At 65.3% G+C, this 17,936-nt stretch carries 19 protein-coding genes and 1 other RNA gene; 2 read left to right on the top strand and 18 right to left on the bottom strand.

Annotated elements, in window-relative coordinates:
* Positions 1–244 precede the first annotated feature (244 nt).
* Both NMQ14_RS15580 and NMQ14_RS15575 read left to right on the top strand, forming a co-directional pair.
* On the top strand, positions 245–1,108 hold the full coding sequence (locus NMQ14_RS15580; RefSeq protein ID WP_257097568.1) for a hypothetical protein: 864 nt from the start codon (positions 245–247) through the stop codon (positions 1,106–1,108).
* Positions 1,109–1,311: 203 nt separating this feature from the next.
* Positions 1,312–2,031 (top strand): hypothetical protein, encoded by a 720-nt coding sequence (locus tag NMQ14_RS15575; protein ID WP_257097566.1) that lies wholly within the window; start codon positions 1,312–1,314, stop codon positions 2,029–2,031.
* 39 nt (positions 2,032–2,070) lie between these two features.
* On the opposite strand, the gene NMQ14_RS15570 is transcribed toward NMQ14_RS15575, so the two are convergent.
* The 18 genes from NMQ14_RS15570 to NMQ14_RS15485 form a co-directional block, all read right to left on the bottom strand.
* A complete protein-coding gene (locus NMQ14_RS15570; RefSeq protein WP_373457201.1) occupies positions 2,071–3,999 on the bottom strand; it encodes an EAL domain-containing protein in 1,929 nt (642 codons plus the stop codon).
* Complete coding sequence (locus NMQ14_RS15565) at positions 3,999–4,721, bottom strand: transglutaminase-like cysteine peptidase (RefSeq protein WP_257097561.1); 723 nt, start codon at positions 4,719–4,721, stop codon at positions 3,999–4,001. The genes NMQ14_RS15570 and NMQ14_RS15565 overlap by 1 nt, the downstream gene beginning before the upstream one ends.
* A 66-nt stretch (positions 4,722–4,787) precedes the next feature.
* A complete protein-coding gene (locus tag NMQ14_RS15560; protein ID WP_257097559.1) occupies positions 4,788–5,525 on the bottom strand; it encodes a CAAX prenyl protease-related protein in 738 nt (245 codons plus the stop codon).
* 63 nt (positions 5,526–5,588) lie between these two features.
* Entirely contained in the window at positions 5,589–6,953 is a 1,365-nt protein-coding gene (tilS, locus tag NMQ14_RS15555) for a tRNA lysidine(34) synthetase TilS (RefSeq protein ID WP_257097558.1), read from the bottom strand.
* Positions 6,922–7,890 (bottom strand): acetyl-CoA carboxylase carboxyltransferase subunit alpha, encoded by a 969-nt coding sequence (locus NMQ14_RS15550; protein WP_257097557.1) that lies wholly within the window; start codon positions 7,888–7,890, stop codon positions 6,922–6,924. The genes tilS and NMQ14_RS15550 overlap by 32 nt, the downstream gene beginning before the upstream one ends.
* Positions 7,891–8,041: 151 nt before the next feature.
* Positions 8,042–8,479 carry a ClpXP protease specificity-enhancing factor gene (locus NMQ14_RS15545; RefSeq protein WP_069037835.1) on the bottom strand — a complete coding sequence of 146 codons (438 nt, stop codon included), beginning with the start codon at positions 8,477–8,479 and terminating at the stop codon, positions 8,042–8,044.
* 27 nt (positions 8,480–8,506) lie between these two features.
* Positions 8,507–9,103 carry a glutathione S-transferase N-terminal domain-containing protein gene (locus tag NMQ14_RS15540; protein ID WP_257097615.1) on the bottom strand — a complete coding sequence of 199 codons (597 nt, stop codon included), beginning with the start codon at positions 9,101–9,103 and terminating at the stop codon, positions 8,507–8,509.
* A 106-nt stretch (positions 9,104–9,209) separates the two neighbouring features.
* Entirely contained in the window at positions 9,210–9,968 is a 759-nt protein-coding gene (locus tag NMQ14_RS15535; RefSeq protein WP_257097556.1) for a cytochrome c1, read from the bottom strand.
* A 14-nt stretch (positions 9,969–9,982) separates the two neighbouring features.
* Positions 9,983–11,266 (bottom strand): cytochrome bc complex cytochrome b subunit, encoded by a 1,284-nt coding sequence (locus NMQ14_RS15530; RefSeq protein ID WP_257097555.1) that lies wholly within the window; start codon positions 11,264–11,266, stop codon positions 9,983–9,985.
* A 3-nt stretch (positions 11,267–11,269) separates the two neighbouring features.
* Positions 11,270–11,878, bottom strand: a complete 609-nt coding sequence (petA, locus tag NMQ14_RS15525) for a ubiquinol-cytochrome c reductase iron-sulfur subunit (RefSeq protein WP_257081522.1) — start codon at positions 11,876–11,878, stop codon at positions 11,270–11,272.
* A 133-nt stretch (positions 11,879–12,011) separates the two neighbouring features.
* Positions 12,012–13,226 (bottom strand): CaiB/BaiF CoA-transferase family protein, encoded by a 1,215-nt coding sequence (locus tag NMQ14_RS15520; protein WP_257097554.1) that lies wholly within the window; start codon positions 13,224–13,226, stop codon positions 12,012–12,014.
* Positions 13,223–13,816 carry a recombination mediator RecR gene (gene recR, locus NMQ14_RS15515; protein ID WP_257097553.1) on the bottom strand — a complete coding sequence of 198 codons (594 nt, stop codon included), beginning with the start codon at positions 13,814–13,816 and terminating at the stop codon, positions 13,223–13,225. Before recR ends, NMQ14_RS15520 begins: the two co-directional genes overlap by 4 nt.
* A gap of 16 nt (positions 13,817–13,832) precedes the next feature.
* Complete coding sequence (locus NMQ14_RS15510) at positions 13,833–14,156, bottom strand: YbaB/EbfC family nucleoid-associated protein (RefSeq protein ID WP_257097552.1); 324 nt, start codon at positions 14,154–14,156, stop codon at positions 13,833–13,835.
* A gap of 10 nt (positions 14,157–14,166) precedes the next feature.
* Positions 14,167–15,876 (bottom strand): DNA polymerase III subunit gamma/tau, encoded by a 1,710-nt coding sequence (dnaX, locus tag NMQ14_RS15505; protein ID WP_257097551.1) that lies wholly within the window; start codon positions 15,874–15,876, stop codon positions 14,167–14,169.
* A gap of 61 nt (positions 15,877–15,937) precedes the next feature.
* An RNA gene (gene ffs, locus NMQ14_RS15500) (signal recognition particle sRNA small type) lies at positions 15,938–16,036 on the bottom strand.
* A gap of 50 nt (positions 16,037–16,086) precedes the next feature.
* A complete protein-coding gene (locus NMQ14_RS15495) occupies positions 16,087–16,389 on the bottom strand; it encodes a hypothetical protein (protein ID WP_257081307.1) in 303 nt (100 codons plus the stop codon).
* A gap of 2 nt (positions 16,390–16,391) precedes the next feature.
* Complete coding sequence (locus tag NMQ14_RS15490; RefSeq protein WP_257097550.1) at positions 16,392–16,646, bottom strand: MoaD/ThiS family protein; 255 nt, start codon at positions 16,644–16,646, stop codon at positions 16,392–16,394.
* A gap of 2 nt (positions 16,647–16,648) precedes the next feature.
* Positions 16,649–17,920: an NAD(P)/FAD-dependent oxidoreductase gene (locus NMQ14_RS15485; RefSeq protein ID WP_257097547.1), complete on the bottom strand. Its 1,272-nt coding sequence runs from the start codon at positions 17,918–17,920 to the stop codon at positions 16,649–16,651.
* Between the last annotated feature and the right edge of the window lie 16 nt (positions 17,921–17,936).

Genomic DNA, 17,936 nt, shown 5'->3' with positions numbered 1-17,936 from the left:
CGCCCGCCGCGATTATCCGCGATCCGCGCGATCATCATGCGATGTTGCACGCGCGCCGACCCCGGATCGCCCGCCGGGTGCGCCTGTACCTGGGACAGCGCCCGCGGGAGCGGCGAAGTTTTTGTGGGAACGGCGATCCGACGGGGCCGCTCCCGGACGGGCGCTGCGCACCTGACGCATCCGATTGGACGCCCGCGTGACCTGCAGCTATGATTTTTTGCCCGCAAATCAACCGCTTTCAGCCATGCCCCTGATCGAATTGCAGTGCTCACGCCCGGAAACGAGTGCAGAAACGCTGCGCACCAGCCTGTCGGTGCTGTTGGCCCGTCTGTACGAACGCGACCGCGGTCTCGATCCAGCGCATCTGCGGGTGCTGGTGCTGCGCGACGACGCGACCGGCTCGGCCGGTACCGCGCCACCTCTGTCGCGCGAGGACGGCGCGGGCGGATTCACGATCACGCTGTCGGCACCGTTCGTCGAACAGTCGCTGGCGGGCGAGCCTGAGCAATTGCTGCAACTGGTGCATGCGCTGCATCGCGAACTGTGGCGCGGCGAGCTGGCGCTTGCGCCCGCAGTCGAGGCGGCCGGCGACGCACTCGTCGAGCAATTCGCGCCGATCGCCCGTCTGATGCTGGACGAATACCGCGCCAACCGCGCCAGCGCCTGGTCGCTGCCGGCCGGCTCCGATCTGCTGTTGCCACATCTGCTGCGCCTGCTCGACGAACTGCCCGACGCGAGTCGGCGCGCCCTCGCCGACTACCGTACCGACGCCGATCTGGACACGCTGACCGGCCTGGCGATGGCGCGGCTGACGCATCTGATGCAGACGGTGGCGTTCAGCCTCGGCTATCTCGCCGGGCTGCAGCGCAGCGCGGCGGACATCGCACCCGAGTTGAAAGCCGGGCTCGACATGTCGCTGATCGGCCGCGAATGGCCGCGCATCGCGGCCCTGCTTGCGGGTGCTGCCGCGGTCGAGGGCGACGCGCGCGCGCTGCAGATGGGCATGCTGGCGACGCGCATCATCGCCGTGCTCGGCAGCATGGGCCTGCATGCGCGCACGGGCGACGACGGCGCTGTGTGGATGGACGTGGCGACGACGCTGCATTGAGAAAGGCGCGGGGCGAACGGCGCAGTACGGGATTACTGCGGACCATGCAGTGCAGCAAGAAAACCGTCACCTGACGATCAAGCGATTGCAACGGGGATCCTCTAGCTTTGCGGCTCGGCAAGGTCACACATCACGGATGCGGACCGGTTTGCCGATTGACACAGTCCCGCGCTTGCGCGGGTCGCACCGCAAAAGGCCCCAGCATGACACCCCGAATTCCGCACAATGCCGCCAACGACTCCAGCTTCCACGCGTTTCCGTTTGCCCGCCCGACACCGCGGTTGAGCCTGATCAAGGGCGCACGTGCTGCGCCGACGTCGTTCGAACGGATCGCGCATCCTGCCCCCTTCGCCGACTTCGAATTCCCGCTCGCTGCCACTGAGGCTGATCTGGCCGCTGCCGCGGCGCTGGTCGAACGGTGCTATGGCCGGCGCGGCTATCCGGCGCAGCGGCCCGAATCGACCGCAGGTGAAGCGACCTTGCTGGCGCGCTGGTCCGGCCACCTGGTCGGCACGGTGACGGTACGCTGCGGTGTCACGCAGCGCCTGAACGCGGAAACCGGCTTTGCGGAACACGTCGGCGCGCTGCGCGAGCAGGGCTGCCGACTGATCGAATACACACGCTTCGCCATCGATCGCGATGCGCTGGCGCGCGCCGGGCAGGACATCGATCTTGCTTTCGAACTGATACGGCGTGCGCTGCGGCTGGGCCGCGTGTCGCTGGAAGCGACTGATGCCGTGATCGAGGTAAATCCACGTCATGTTCGCTACTACCAGCGTGCGTTCGGATTCCGTGTGTTCGGCAACGAACGTGTTTGCGAACGCGTGGGTGCGCCGGCACGGCTGCTGCACCTGAACCTTTCGGACACGACCGTCGGCGTGACGACCGAACCGGCGAACCGGCCCGTACTGGCGGTGCACTGAGGCGAGCAACGACCCGTGCGGGAAACCGGTCGCAGGCGATCAGCGCACCGGCAGAATTTCCGCGGCCACCGCCTCGCCCTGGACGCCCCGGAAGCCAAGGGCATGCAGTGCGGCCAGGGTTTCGGCATGCTCGACCGCCACCGCAACGGGCAGGATTGACAGGGCGGAGGCGATGCCGGTGAGCGAGGACACGTAGGCGCCCGAATCAGGATTGAGCAGGGCTTCGCGCGTCAGCGTGACCGAGAACTTCACGTGTTGCGGCCGCAGGCGGCGCAACAGGATCAGTGCGTTGGCATGCAGGCCGAAGTGCTTGATGCCGATCGCCAGCCCGCGCGACTGCGCCAGCTGGGCAAACGCTTCGGCTGCGTCCGGGTCACCCAGAAGGGCGACTTCGGAAAATTCGAGGATGAAACTGCCGCGACGTGCGTCGTGCCGGTAGCCGCCGACCCAGCGCAGGATGTCCGGATCGCCGAGCGCCGCGGCGCTGACATTCACCACCGTCGCCAGACCGTCGCGTCGCGCCTGCGCATGTTCGAGCGCGCGCATCAGGCATGCGCTGTCGAGCGCGGCCGATACACGGGCTTCCCCGGCGTAGGTCATGTATTCGGCGGCGCGGATCAAGCGGTCGCCGGCGTCGAGCGCAGCGCGCAACTCGACATGCAGCGCGCCGGCAACACCGCTGGCATCGAGCCCACGCGTGGCCTGCGACGCGAAGGCGATGCGGCCCTGTCCGATCAGTTCCCGCACGGTGCCGCGCACGGCACCGCCAGCCGATTCGATGTCCTGCGTGTGCGCCAGCGCGAATTCCTGCGTGTCGCCCGGCAGCCACTGGTGCAGCGCGCGGTCCGCTGCGGCAAGCCAGCGTGCGGCGTCGCCGTCGTTGCCGCAATCGGCAGCACCGCCCCGCCAGGCAGCGGCATCATCGGTGCCAGCGGCACGCGCCAGCCCGTTCAATCGCGTGCGCAGCGCCGCAAGCACCTGTCGCGCCGGCGCCTCGGCGCCTTCGACAAGCAGCGCGAAACAGGCGCCTTCGACCCGACCGCACAGGCCGCCCTTCGCCGTGTCGCGAATGTACTGGGCGGATTCGGTCAGCAGGTCGTCAACAGTCTGCCGGCCGTAACGATGATTCAGGTCTTCCAGCCCTTCGATGCGCAGCAGCGCGAGCCAGCCGCTGCGCTGACCGGCTTCGATGCGCGCTTCGAGGGCGGCGCGGAAGCCGCGGCGGTTTGCCAGCCCGGTCAGTTCATCGACCAGCGCCTGGTCGCGGAAGCGTTCGGCGCGGGTCGATTCGGCATCGAGCGCCTGCGCCAGCGCACCCAGCATGCGGTTGAAGGCGCCGACCAGCGGCTGCAGTTCGGTCGGCATGCGGGCTTCATCGATCGGCATGAATTTGCGCGAAGCGGCCGCGACGGCCGAGCGCTGGACGCGACGCAGTGGCCTCAGCCCCCAGCGCAATGCGGCCAGACCGAGCGCGCCGGCCACAGCCAGCCCGCCGCCCATCCAGACCAGCAGGGTTTGCGCGACCGTCCACAACTGAAGGTAGGCCCAGTGCGGATGCGGCTCGACCAGAACGCTGCCGGCGATGCGCCAGCCGGACATGATGTCGGCCGTCTGGGCGCCGGACGCCAGCGGCAGCAGGTCGACGAACCACTGCGGCGCGCCACCGGCGAGCCGGGCCGGCGCTTCGCGGCTGGCCACGATGCGCTGCTGTGCATCACGCACCGCGATGCGCCGCAGATAGCTCTGGTCAAACACCGGCTCGACCAGACTTTCGGCGTTCTGCAGCGACGCCTCTCCCCCGGCGGTCAGTGCGACGGTCAGCGAAAGCGCGATCGATTGCGCCTGACTGGCCATCTGCGCCTCGACGCGATCGCGCGACACCCAAAGCGCCGTCAGCAGCGCCGCGACGAAAGCCGCCACACCGACGCCGAGCAATGCCGCCAGCAGACGGACGCGCAGGCTGTTCATCATTTCACCTCCGCACGCACACGGTCGAGCAATTCGCGCCACTTGCGCAGCTGCTGCGGCGAGCCCAGTTCGCGGTCGCCACCGCCCTGCACCTTCCAGACGCGGTCATCGTTGAAGCTGTACACGGGCGTCAGGTCGGGCCGCTCGGCCGCAGGCATGAAGCGCTTTTCGAGGTTGTCCATCACCCAGGGCTCGGCGCCGGGTTCCGGGTAATAGGCGAGCACCATGTGGTTCTCCAGACGGCCCTCGCGCAGCAGACGCACATAGGTGATACGCAGCTTGTCGGCCGGCATGCCCAGTTCGCGCAGCGCGAAGTATTTGGCCAGCGCGTAGTCTTCGCAATCGCCGGCGGCGACCGCGGAGAATTCGACCGGCGTGGCCCAGTAGTCTTCCGATTTCCAGAGCACCGGATCGGTCACGTAACGCGCGCGATTGGCAATCTGGTTGATGCGCTCGACGCGCAGCGCCTCGTCGGAGATGTGGCTGGCGGCGTTGAGCGATTCGGCCAGTTCAGCCATGCGCGGGCCGGCCTTGCTGCCGAATCGCGCATCCATGCGCTGTTGCAGTTCAGCGCGCACGGCCAGCAGATAACCCTGATAGGAGAAGGCGGTGGCCTGCGCCGCCGCAACCGCCGTGATGGCCACAAGCGCGCATGCCACCCAGCGCCGTACGCGAGGCAGGCGGCGCGACAGCAGTCTGGGCGGGTGTGAGGTGGCCGGCATCCGGGAACATCCAGGGACAGTTCTCCTTTAACGGTCGCAAGGCGGCCCGGCTTGACCCGGCGCGTGTCACCAGAACTGCCACTGGCCTGAATGGATGACCCAAAGGCCGAGCAGCAGATTGGTCACACCGTGCGAAACGATGGACAACCAGAGACGTCCGGTGGCGCGATACAGCCAGCCATAAACGAGACCTGCGACGATGCCGGCCGCCCACTGGCCGTGCTCGAATCCGAACGCGATCGAACTGAACAGCACGCTGCGCAGCGTGACCGACTGTGCGGCGACGATCAGGAAGTTCGGGTTGTCGAGCCAGCGCATGATGAAGGAACGCCAGAACAGCTCTTCCATGATGGGCACGACGACCGCGGCACCGAAAATGCGGATGACGACCAGCGTCATGATCAGCGCGCCGGCGTCGTCGAGCGGCTTGTAGCCTTCGCCCGGCTTGAATGCGAACGGCGGGAAATCGAGCCAGATCCACAGCGCCCAGACCGCGACGCCCAGCGCCACCGCGACCAGCCACGCGGACATACCGGACAGCGGTGACGGTGCAGCCGGCACGGCGGGGCGCAGCTCGATGTAGTCGCGGTTGAACATTGCCAGTGCGGCAATCACGCAGGCGATCTGCAGCGCATACATCCAGCGCGCGTCGACGCCGAGCGCACCGGCGAGCGGTGCGGCGATGATGAGGAACAGGATGTAGAGCGCGAACGGCAGGATGCGCGCCAGCGCTGCACGGCGCGGTGTAATCGTGGAACTCATGTCGGAAGGATGACGCGACGGACCGGTTTCGGGACTGCGCATGATAAGGCCGGCGTGCGACAGACACATGGCAGCGCTGCACGGTCAGCCGATACCGGAACGTGGTCAGCCGGCCGGGTGCCAGCGCGGCAACCACCCGGCCTCGTCGGCCGCCGCAACAAAGGGCGGCGCGATGTCGCAACCGGGCATCCAGACCGGACGCCCATCTACGCACAAGATGGGGACGCGATCGCGCAACCAGGGCGGCAGGCCGCATTCCTGCGCGATCTGCTTGATGCCGGCACGCGGCCGCCCCGGACCGCGCGGCAAACGATCGCCGGGCGCCCGGGCACGCACGGTGACATGCGCCTGCGCAACGACCGATGCTGCAAGCCCCTGCCCGTTGACCGGTTCGAAACGGATCTTCCCGGCACCCCATGCCTGCACCGGCTCCCCCGACCACTGCCGCTCGGCAGGCGGATCGAAGTCGGGCATCAACCACAGCGCGCCGCGATGACTGACACCTGCCACACCGGCGTGCGCCATCGGACAGGCCGAGGTTGCCTGTGCGACGGCGAGCTGGCGCCGCCACTCGTCCAGCCAGGATTCATTGGGCAACGTGCGCGCACCATGCTGCCGGAGCAGCCAGCGCAGAAGATTGCGCTGGCGCGCGGCGTCGAGCGCGATCAGCCCATCTAGCCGGTAGCAGCGGCCCCACTGCGCGGCTTCGGCGATGGCTTCGGCATCGCGCGCGGCGAGTTCGTCGAGCAGGGTTTGCGCTTCGGCCAGACGTCGCGCGACGCCGGCCATCGCTTCGGGCGCCCGCGGCCAGCGCGCGGTCAGCACCGGCAACACGTCACGGCGCAGGTAATTGCGGGCGTAACGGGTATCGGCATTGGATTCGTCGTCGATCCACATCAGGCCGTGCGCCTGTGCATGGGCTTCGAGCGCGCTGCGCGGCACGCCGAGCAGCGGCCGCAGCGTTGCGACGCGAACGCCGTCGGCGGCGCGCCAGGCGGGCATGCCGGCCAGCCCGAGCAGTCCTGCGCCGCGCACCATGTTGTGCAGCAGCGTTTCCGCCTGATCGTCAGCGTGGTGGGCGGTCAGCAGCGTGACGTGGCCGCGATCACGCGCATGCGCGTGCAGCGCCGCATAGCGCGCGTCGCGTGCGGCACATTCGAGACCGTCGGGCGAGACACGCGACACCTCGACGCGCAGCACGCTGAGCGGCAGGTCGAGCACCCGACACTGCGCGGCGCAGATATCCGCCCAGCGATCCGCGTTCGGACTGAGGCCGTGGTTAACGTGGGCACATTCGAGCTGCCAGCCGTGCTGCGCACGCAACAACGCCAGGCCGTGCAGCAGTACGGTTGAGTCGAGCCCGCCGCTGTAGCCGAGCAACAGGCGGCTGCCGTCGGGGCAGTGCGCCGCGAGCGCGGCGGCAATCGAGCCGGACAGGTCAGGCGACAGCCTGCTCCTTGAATTTGCCATAGGACATCAGTCGCTCGATGCGGCGCTCCACCAGCTGGGTCGGGGTGAGATCGGCAAGTTGCCGCTGCGCTTCGGCCAGTGCGCGCTTGAGCGACGCGGCAACGGTGGCGTGGTCGCGATGTCCGCCACCTGCGGGTTCGTTCACGACCTTGTCGATCAGCCCCAGGGTTTTCAGGCGCGACGCGGTGATGCCCATGATCTCCGCGGCGTCGGCCGCCTTGTCGGCGCTTTTCCACAGAATGGACGCACAGCCTTCCGGCGAAATGACCGAATAGGTCGAGTACTGCAGCATCAACAAGGTGTCGGCCACGGCGATCGCCAATGCGCCGCCCGAGCCCCCCTCGCCGATGATGGTGGCAATGATGGGTACGCGCAGTTCGGCCATGGCGTAGAGGTTGTGGCCGATGGCTTCGGACTGGCCGCGCTCTTCGGCGTCGATGCCGGGGTAGGCGCCCGGCGTGTCGATGAAGGTGAACACCGGCATGCCGAATTTCTCGGCCAGCTTCATCAGACGCAGCGCCTTGCGGTAGCCCTCGGGACGCGGCATGCCGAAGTTGCGATGGATCTTTTCCTTCGTGTCGCGCCCCTTCTGGTGACCGATCACCATGCAGGCGTGGCCGTTGAAGCGGGCGATGCCGCCCACGATGGCGTGGTCATCGGCGAACGAACGGTCACCATGCAGTTCCTGGAATTCGGTGAACATCAGGCGGAAGTAATCGAGCGAGTACGGACGCTGCGGATGGCGCGCCACCTGGGCGATCTGCCACGGCGTGAGCTTGGCGTAGATGTCCTTGGTGAGCGACTGGCTCTTTGCTTCAAGCCGGGCGATCTCTTCCGAGATATCGACCGCCGAATCGTCCTGCACGAAACGCAACTCCTCGATTTTCGCCTCAAGTTCGGCGATCGGCTGTTCAAAATCGAGAAAGGTTGTTTTCATCGGCGGAGTGGACTGAAACGGAAAGGAACGCGATTTTACCGCGTACGCCGGCTGTTCGGTCGGCAATGCGCCTCCCGGAATCCGGGTGCTCGAGAAAGGGCGCCTCAGAGGTCAGAACGCGCGCCGCGAGGCCGCAGCGCGAAAAGGCGTGCTACTTGATGCGGCGAAGGTGCGACCGGCCGGCCGGCTTGTCCGGTGTGGTGAGCACGGGCTGTTCGCTGCGCTCGGATGCCGCCGCTGGCGCGACATCAGCGCGAACGGTCTGACCCGGCGTGACTTCGAATGCCATACCGTGACCGTTCTCGCGCGCATAGATTGCAGCAACACAATCAATCGGGATGGTCAATTCCTGCGCGACGCCGCCGAAACGTGCCGAGCAGGTGATCAGTTCGTTGCCCATGACCAGTTGGTGAACCGCCTCGCGCCCGATATTCAGGATGATCTGGCCATCCTTGACGTACTGGCGTGGAACGCCCGCGCGCTCGTCTACGACGACCGCGATGTAAGGCGTGAGCCCCTGGTCCGCACACCAGTCGAACAGCGCACGGAGCAGATAGGGCTTGGTCGAAACGGAACTCATCACATCCATGCAGTTTGAACGAACACTCCTGACAGCCTAGCGACGCATCACTTTTTCGGACGGCGTGAGCGCATCGATGAACCCTTGGCGGGAAAAGATACGTTCAGCGTACTTCATCAGAGGCGCGGCAGACTTTGGAAGTTCGATACCGTAGTGGTCAAGTCGCCATAGTAATGGAGCAATGGCAACGTCCAGCATGGAAAATTCCTCGCCCAGCATGTACTTCTGCTTGGCGAAGATCGCCGTGAGCTCGGTAAGACGATCGCGCAGGTGCGCGCGGGACTTGTCAGCCGTACGCGCATTCTTTTCCAGCGGCTCGATGTGCGAGAACAGTTCGTTCTCGACCGTGTGCAGAAGCTGACGCGCGCGGGCCCGCATGATCGGGTCCGGCGGCATCAGTTGCGGGTGCGGAAAGCGCTCGTCGATGTACTCATTGATGATGTTGGAGTCGTACAGGATGAGGTCGCGATCAACCAGCACCGGCACGCGGTTGTATGGATTGATGACCGCAATGTCTTCCGGCTTGTTGTACAGGTCGACATCGATGACCTGGAAATCCATGCCTTTTTCGTAGAGGACAATACGGCAGCGATGGGAAAAGGGATCGGTGGTCCCCGAGTACAGATTCATCATCGTGTTGACACCCCAGGAGTACTCGGCATCCCGCACCACGCGACGAACGCGTGATGGGGTCGCTTCGCGATGACCGAGAGCTTGCATGACTTTCGGGCGTATTTGATTAATGGACGTCTTTCCAGTACTCGCGCTTGAGCAGGTATGCCAGCGTGAGCAGGACGGAAAGACCGAGGATGACGAGCAGGCCGGTCTGGCGACGCTTTTCGGCACCAGGTTCGGCCATGAAAACAAGGTAGGCAACCAGATCGCCGATCGCCGAATCGTACTCGGTCTTGCTGAGTTTGCCCGGCTTCGTCAGTTCGATCTGCAGCGAATCGATTTCGCCACCGTGACCATCGGACACCTTCACGTGCTTCGCAGTCTGCTCGCCCTGCAGTTCGTACAGGACGTGCGGCATGCCGACGTTGGCGAAGGCCGTGTTGTTCCAGCCGGTCGGGCGGGCGTCGTCACGATAGAAGCCGCGCAGGTAGGTGTACAGCCAGTCTGCGCCGCTGCCATCACCCGAGGCGCGCGAACGTGCAACCACGCTCAGGTCGGGCGGTGCTGCACCGAACCACTTGATGCCGTCGGCGCGCGTCATGCCGACGCGCATCGTTTCACCGACCTTGTCGGCTGCGAACAGCAGGTTGTCCTTGATCTGCTCGTCTGTCAGACCGACGTCGTTCAGGCGGTTGTAGCGCATGTACGAGGCCGAGTGGCAGTTCAGGCAGTAATTGACGAACATCTGCGCGCCGCGCTGGATCGCAAGGGCGTCACGGAATTTCTCGGTCGGTGCGCGATCGAGTTGTACGTGGCCGCCTGCGGCCATCGCAACCAAGGGGGCGAACAGGGCGCCCAGAAACAGGTTTTTGAGTTGTTTCATGATCTGTCTGGCTTTCAGTGTCCGGTCACGCGATCAGGTACGGGCTTCGTCTTGTCGATCGCGGTGTACCAAGGCATCGCGATGAAGAACAGGAAGTAGATGATCGTGCAGATCTGCGACACCAGCGTGCCCATCGGCGTCGGTGCCTGCACGCCCAGATAACCCAGGATCAGGAAGGCAATGATGAAGATGGTCAGCGCCGCCTTGTAGATCGGGCCGCGGTAGCGGATCGACTTCACCGGCGAGCGATCAAGCCAGGGCAGCAGGAAGAAGATCATCACGGACAGGCCCATGAAGATCACACCCCAAAGCTTCGCATCGACCCAGAAGAAATTCACCGTGTTGGCGCGCAGGATCGAATAAAACGGAGTGAAGTACCACACCGGCGCGATGTGCGACGGCGTCTTCAGCGGGTCGGCCGGAATGAAGTTGTTGTATTCCAGGAAGTAGCCGCCGAACTCGGGCGCGAAGAACACGACCGCAGAGAAGCAGATCAGGAAGACCACGACACCGACGATGTCCTTCACCGTGTAATACGGGTGGAACGGAATGCCGTCGAGCGGAATGCCTGTCTTGGGGTCCTTGTGCTTCTTGATGTCCACACCATCCGGATTGTTCGAACCGACTTCGTGCAGCGCGATGATGTGCGCGGCAACGAGGCCGATCAGCACCAGCGGCACGGCAATCACGTGGAAAGAGAAGAAGCGGTTCAGCGTCGCATCACCGATCACATAGTCGCCACGCAGCCAGATCGACAGGTCGTTTCCAATGACCGGAATGGCCGAGAACAGGTTGATGATGACCTGGGCACCCCAGTACGACATCTGTCCCCAGGGCAGCAGATAGCCCATGAAGGCTTCTGCCATCAGCAGCAGGAAGATCGCGCAACCGAAGATCCACACCAGTTCGCGTGGCTTGCGGTATGAGCCGTACAACAGCCCGCGGAACATGTGCAGATAGACCACGACGAAGAACGCCGAAGCACCGGTCGAGTGCATGTAGCGGATCATCCAGCCCCACGGCACGTCGCGCATGATGTATTCGACGCTGGCGAAAGCCACCGGAACACCCGACGCATTCAGTGACGCGTCCGGTTTGAAGTGCATCACCAGGAAGATGCCTGTGACGACCTGGATCACCAGCACGAGCAGTGCGAGCGAACCAAAGAAGTACCAGAAATTGAAGTTTTTCGGCGCGTAGTACTCCGCCAGATGTTCCTTGTACATCGACGTCAGCGGGAAACGCTGGTCGATCCAGCCCAGCAGGCCGGTAGTCGTTACAACCTTTTCGCCTGCCATCGCTCAACCCTCCTTGGTGTCCTGGCCGACCAGGATTCGGCTGTCGGACAGGAACATGTAAGGCGGCACCGCGAGGTTGTCCGGCGCCGGCATTGCCTTGAATACGCGACCTGCGAGGTCGAAGCTGGAGCCGTGGCAGGGGCACACGAATCCGGCGACGTCGCCGAGCTGCGCGTTGGAACCCGATGCGAACGGGCCCGAAGGCGAACAGCCGAGGTGGGTACAGATCGCCACAAGCACCGCGAACTCGGCGCGATCTTCGCGGGCGCGCTGCACGTTGCGGGCGTATTCGGGAGTGAATTCGGACGGGTTGCGTTCCGATTTGGGATCCGCCAGCTTTTCCTCGATCTTCGTGAGGGCTTCGAGCTGTTCCGGCGTACGACGCAGGATCCACACCGGTTTGCCCTGCCACTCGACAGTGGTCATTTCGCCCGGAGCGAGTTTGGACACATCCACCTCGACCGGAGCGCCTGCGGCTTTCGCGCGTTCCGAAGGAGCCAGACTGGTCAGAAAGGGAACTGCGACTGCAAGTCCTGCAACGCCACCCGCACAGGCGGTTGCCACGAGCAGATTGCGGCGCCCGCAATCCATTTTTTTCTCATTGCCACTCATGCTTCACCCCGTCGAAACAATTGATTCTGCGCAACCTGCGATTATACCCCCAAGAGACCACTGCTTTAAACCCCCAACAGCCTTCCGGTGCGACGCAACGGTGCGATGCAAGCCCGTCGCGCGGCGTATCGGCTCACAGCGCGCCCTGTTCGCGCATGCGCGCGATGTGCGCAGGTTCGATGCCAAGTCCGGCGAGCACCTCGTCGGTGTGCGCTCCGAGCTCAGGGCCGATCCACTCGGTACCCCCGGGCGTTTGCGACAGCCGCGGCACCACCGCTGGCGCTTTGAATGGTCGGCCGTCCGGCAGTTCCAGCGTCTCGAACATGGCGCGCGCGAGAAACTGCGGATCAGCGACGATGTCCTCAATCGAATACACCCGACTGACCGGTACGTCGGCTTCGCCCAGCACGCGCAGCACTTCGTCGCCCTCGCGCCCGGCCACCCAGGTGTCGATCAGCGCATAGATTTCGTCGCGCCGCGCATCGCGGCCTGCGTTGTCGGCGAGTGAAGGGTCGGCGGCGAGATCGGGGCGACCGACGGCCAGCATCAGGCGCTTGAAGATCGCATCGCCGTTGCCGCCGATGATGATGTGGCGGCCGTCACGGGCCGTATGGGTGTTCGACGGCGTGATGCCGGGCATGATGTTGCCGGTACGGCCGCGGATGAAGCCGAACACGTCGAACTCCGGCAACATGCTTTCCATCATCGCGAAAACGGCTTCGTACAGGGCGACGTCAACGGTCTGGCCCTGCCCCGCTCCGCGCCCGCCGGTGGCATCTCGGTGGCGCAGTGCCATCAGCGCACCGATGACACCCCACAGCGCAGCGATCGAATCACCGATCGAAATGCCGACCTTGACCGGCGGTCGGTCCGGGAAGCCTGTGATGTAGCGCAGGCCGCCCATCGATTCGCCGATGGCGCCGAAACCGGGCTGTTCGGCCATCGGGCCGGTCTGACCGAATCCCGACAGACGGACGATCACCAGCGAAGGATTGAGTTCGCGCAGCACGGCTTCCGGCAAGCCGAGCTTGTCCAGCACGCCGGGGCGGAAGTTTTCGACCAGTACGTCGGCGTCCGCCAGCAGGCGACGCAGCACGTCGAGACCGTCCGGGTGTTTCAGGTTGAGCGTGACCGACTTCTTGTTGCGCGCCTGCACGAACCACCACAGCGACGTGCCTTCATACAGCAGGCGCCATTTGCGCAGCGGATCTCCGCCATCGGGCGACTCGATCTTGACCACTTCGGCCCCGAATTCGGCCAGGATGCGTGATGCGAACGGACCGGCGATCAAGGTGCCCAGTTCGACCACTTTCAGGCCGGACAGCGGTCTGACAGCCGGATCACTCATGCGGGCCGGCGCTCCGACAGCGCCTGGGCGATGGTGCCGATGTCGGTGTGTTCCAGTTCGCCACCGACCGGCAGGCCACGCGCGATGCGGCTCACCGCAAGGCCGCGCGCACGCAGCATTTCGCCAAGATAGTGCGCGGTGGCTTCGCCTTCATTGGTGAAATTGGTGGCCAGAATGACTTCAGTTACTTGCGGATCGGCCGCGCGTTCAAGCAGGCGCTCGAGACGCAGTTCGCGCGGACCGACACCTTCCAGCGGCGCGATGCGCCCCATCAGGCAGTAATACAGGCCGGCATAGCTCTGCGTCTGCTCCATCATCAGCATGTCGGCCGGGCTTTCGACGACGCACAGCAGCGACGCATCGCGGCGCGGCGAGGCACAGCGCTCGCACACCTCGAGTTCGGTGAAGGTATTGCAGCGCACACAGTTGTGCAGCCGGGTGAGCGCCTGGCCGAGTGCACGGGCCAGCTTTTCGGCGCCCTGCCGATCGCGCTGCAGCAGGTGAAACGCCATGCGCTGCGCACTTTTCGGGCCGACCGATGGCAGGCATCGCAGTGCGTTCACCAGCTCGTCGAGTACACCCGGCGTCATCCGCGCAGTACGGGAATCAGAACGGCAGCTTGAAGCCGGGCGGCAGGTTCAGACCGGACGTGAAGCCGGACATCTTCTCTGCCGTGGTCGCCTCGACCCGACGCACGGCGTCGTTCACCGCTGCGGCCAGCAGGTCTTCAAGCATTTCGCGGTCATCCATGACGGACGGATCGATGCTGACGCGACGCACGTCGTGCTTGCAGGTCATGACGACCTTCACCATGCCGGCACCGGACTGGCCCTCGACCTCGACGGTCGCCAGCTGGTCCTGCATCTTCTTCATGTTTTCCTGCATCTGCTGGGCCTGTTTCATCAGGCCACCGATGCCACCTTTCATCATGGTGCGATCCTCAAAGTGGTTTTATCGAGTCTTCGATCAGCCGGGCATCAAACTGTTCAATGACCTGCTGAACGAAGGGGTCGTTCCGCATCGTCTCGCGCGCCTGCTGCTCGCGCGCTTGCTGTTCGGCGGACAGTCGCTGCGCCACGGTCTGCGACACCGGGGCGCCGTGTTCGAACTGCAGCTGCACCGGGACCCCGAGCGCGGACTGCACGGCGGCACGCAACTTATCCTGCGCGCTGCTGACCAGATGTGCCATCTCGCGCGGCAGGCGCAGGCGGATGCGTCCGCCGTCGCTGCCCAGCCATTCGCACTGGTGCGCGAGCTGGCGCGTCAGCGCCACGATGTCGAGCCGGTCGACCAGTGCATGCCAGTCTTCGTTGGAGTGCAGCACCGCACCGACGGCCTGGACTTCCGCGGGCGCGGGCGAAGGCACCGCATCGGACGAAAACGCGGAAGGTGCCTCAACGTGCGGCGACGCGGATACCTGCGCGAGCGGTTCGCGCTCGACCGGCACGGGCGCGACGGCTGGCGTCGGCGCAACGACCGGCGGCAGCGGCGCGCTGGCGCGGGCCACGCGCGGTGGCGCCTGCAGCGCGGCACTCTGCCCGCGCGGTGTGGCCGCCAGCGGCGGCGGCGTGTCGGGACGGAAGGCCAGCAGGCGCAGCAAGGTCATCGAAAAGCCGGTCACCTCGTCGGGCGCCATCGGCAGATCATTGCAGCCCTGCACGACGATCTGGTAGGCCAGTTGCACCGATTCGGCATCCATTGCGGCGACATAGGGCGCGAGACGCAGGCGCTCGACGTCGTCGGTGATGGCGTCGGGTACACGCTGCGCCATGGCGACGCGGTGCAGCAGCACAGCCAGTTCGCGCAACGCCTGATCGAAATCAACGCTGCGCGCGCGCATCTGTTCGGTCAGCGCCATCAATGCGGCGCCGTCGCCGGCGATGAGCGCATCGAGCACGAGGTAGAGGTGTTCGTCACCGACGGTGCCCAGCATGTCGAGCACATCCTGCTCGATCAGCCGGCCGGCACCATGGGCGATCGCCTGGTCGAGCAACGACAGCGCGTCGCGCATCGATCCGGCAGCGCCCTTGGCAATCGGCCGCAGTGCCGCGGGCTCGTATTCGACCTGTTCGGCGTCGAGCACGGCGGACAGGTGACGCACGATCGCGTCCGGCTGCATCTGCTTCAGGTTGAACTGCAGGCAGCGGCTCAGCACCGTGACCGGAATCTTCTGCGGATCGGTCGTCGCAAGGATGAACTTCACATGCTCCGGCGGCTCTTCGAGCGTCTTCAGCATCGCGTTGAAGGCGTGGCCGGTCAGCATGTGGACTTCGTCGATCATGTAGACCTTGTAGCGGCCGCGCGCCGGGGCGTAAGCCGCCTTTTCGAGCAGGGCCGCCATGTCGTCGACGCTGCGGTTGGACGCGGCGTCCATTTCGACGTAGTCAACGAAGCGCCCGGCATCGATCTCGGTGCAGGCGGCACAGACGCCGCACGGCTTCGCCGTGATGCCGGTGTCGCAGTTCAGGCTCTTGGCGAGAATGCGGGCGATCGTCGTCTTGCCGACGCCGCGTGTGCCGGTAAACAGATAAGCGTGATGCAGGCGTTGCTGTTCCAGGGCATGGGTCAGTGCGCGCACGACATGGTCCTGACCGATCAGCGTGTCGAAGCTGCGGGGACGCCACTTGCGCGCTAGAACCTGATAACTCATCGGAACGCTGGCGGGAGGGGAAGGATGGAAACCCGGGAGACGGATCCAGCAAAAAAGGAGGGGTGGCGAGCCTGACCCCCGGCACTCATGGTGAGCAGCTGTGGCTGCTTCCTTCCGGACCTGACCAGATTCACCGCGCCACGATGCGGGGAGACCCGCCACGCCGAATGATACCCCGAGCCGCCCGGCTTGGGCGACACCGGCGGCAAATTAGCCGCCGCCGCGCTGGAAGTGGCGGTCGAAGCGCGCCATGAAATCCTGCATCACGGCGCCGTCACGGGACGGAAACTCGATCTGCACGCGCAGTCTTGGAAGGCTGAGCAGGCCGATGTTCAGCGCAGGCAGTTCCTCGGCTGTCAGTTGCCAGGTCTTGCCGCTGACCTGCTCGCCACGATGCACCAGTGGCAGCCCGACCGCGCCGGGCAGCATGTCGAAGAATTCGGCGCGACCGATACTCATGACGCGCTCGACGCGCCCCGATTCCAGTTCGGCCGGCTTCAGCGGAAACGCCATGCTCACCCGCCGGCCACCGGCGGCCAGATGGCCAGCACGTCATTCTCGACCAGCGGATGCGCTTCGCGGCTGGCCGGCGGAATGTAGTGACCATTCACCAGCACCAGATGGACAAGGCGCTTGGGCAGCTGATGGCGATCGATCAGGTCGCCGACGGTGGTGCCGTCGGCGACCTCCATCGGCCACTCGTTGGTGCGCTTCGCCTCGTCCGGCAGAAAATCCGACAGCGAGGCATAGAGCTTCAGCGTCACCCGCATCGTCAGTGCGCAACCCCGGCGATCGGCGCAGCACTCTGCGCCTGGGCGCTCGACAGATAGGCTTCCATGACGCGCAGCGGGTCCTGCATCAGGCGTTCCTTCCAGGTGCCGAGCGGCGTGCGCGTCTGGATCAGGCCGCGCAGTACACCGACGTGGTCGGTCAGGCCGATCGAGGTCGCACCGACGAGTACATCTTCCTTGAACTGCAGGCTGATGTAGCGGAAGCGCTTGTCGTCGATCATTTCGACCGCATCGCCACCGTCGGCACCCCACCACTGGCCGAACGACGCGGAGATCAGACCCAGCGTGTCGAGTACGTTGATCGCCATGGTGCCCTGCGATTGCGTGCTGCGGCCGGCCATGTTCATGGCCGCGATGCGGCCCTGATCGACCGCGTTCGGCTGAATGGCGTTGACCAGGCGTTCGCCGGTCGAGAAATCGATCGCTTCGGCCACGTCCCCCGCCGCGAACACGCCCGGTACATTGGTTTCGCATCGTTCGTCGATCAGGATGCCGGTCGCGCAGGCAACGCCGCTGCCTTCCAGAAAGGCAACATTGGGCTTGACGCCGGCGGCCGCGATGATCAGGTCGGCCACCACTTCCTTGCCGTCACCGAGCGTGGCGACCAGGGCATCGCCGTCCTGACGGATCGCCGTGACACGCGCCTTCGTATGGACGGTCACACCCTTCTGTTCGACCCAGCGCGCGATCATGCTGCCCGCCTTGGACGTCATCATGCGCGGCACCATGCGGTCGCCCATTTCGACGATGTCGAGCTTCACGCCGCGTGAGGCAAGCGCCTCCATGATGATGCAGCCGATGAAGCCGGCGCCGATCTGCAGCACGCGCGCACCCTTCTTGGCCTTGGCGGCGATGTGGCGCGCATCTTCTAGCGTCCAGCAACTGTGAACATTGGGCGAATCGATGCCCGGTACGGGCAGGCGCAGCGGGTGCGAACCCGTGCAGATCAGCAACCGGTCATACGGCAATGCGGTGCCGTCCTCGAGATGTACCGTGCGGCCGGCAGTGTCGACCGCCTTCGCGCGCCCGAGCACTTCGCGAATGCGCAGCGACTCGAAGTGGCCGTCGGTCTTGCGCAGCCAGGTGCCCTTCTCTTCGATGTTGCCGACCAGCAGGGAGGGAATGGCCATGCGCGAATACGGGCGCTCCGGCTCATCGCCGATCATGACGATGTCGGCCGACGCATCCGCGCGGCGCAGGGCCTCTGCGGCCACCACGCCGGCCGGGCCGTTGCCGATGATCACGTGTTTCATGTTTGTTCCTGTCGAA

The organism is Methyloversatilis sp. XJ19-13, from assembly GCF_024580155.1.
In the GTDB taxonomy this organism is placed as follows: Bacteria; Pseudomonadota; Gammaproteobacteria; order Burkholderiales; family Rhodocyclaceae; genus Methyloversatilis.
The sequence above is the reverse complement of the archived record's forward strand: the minus strand, read 5'-3'. Positions and strand labels throughout refer to the sequence as shown.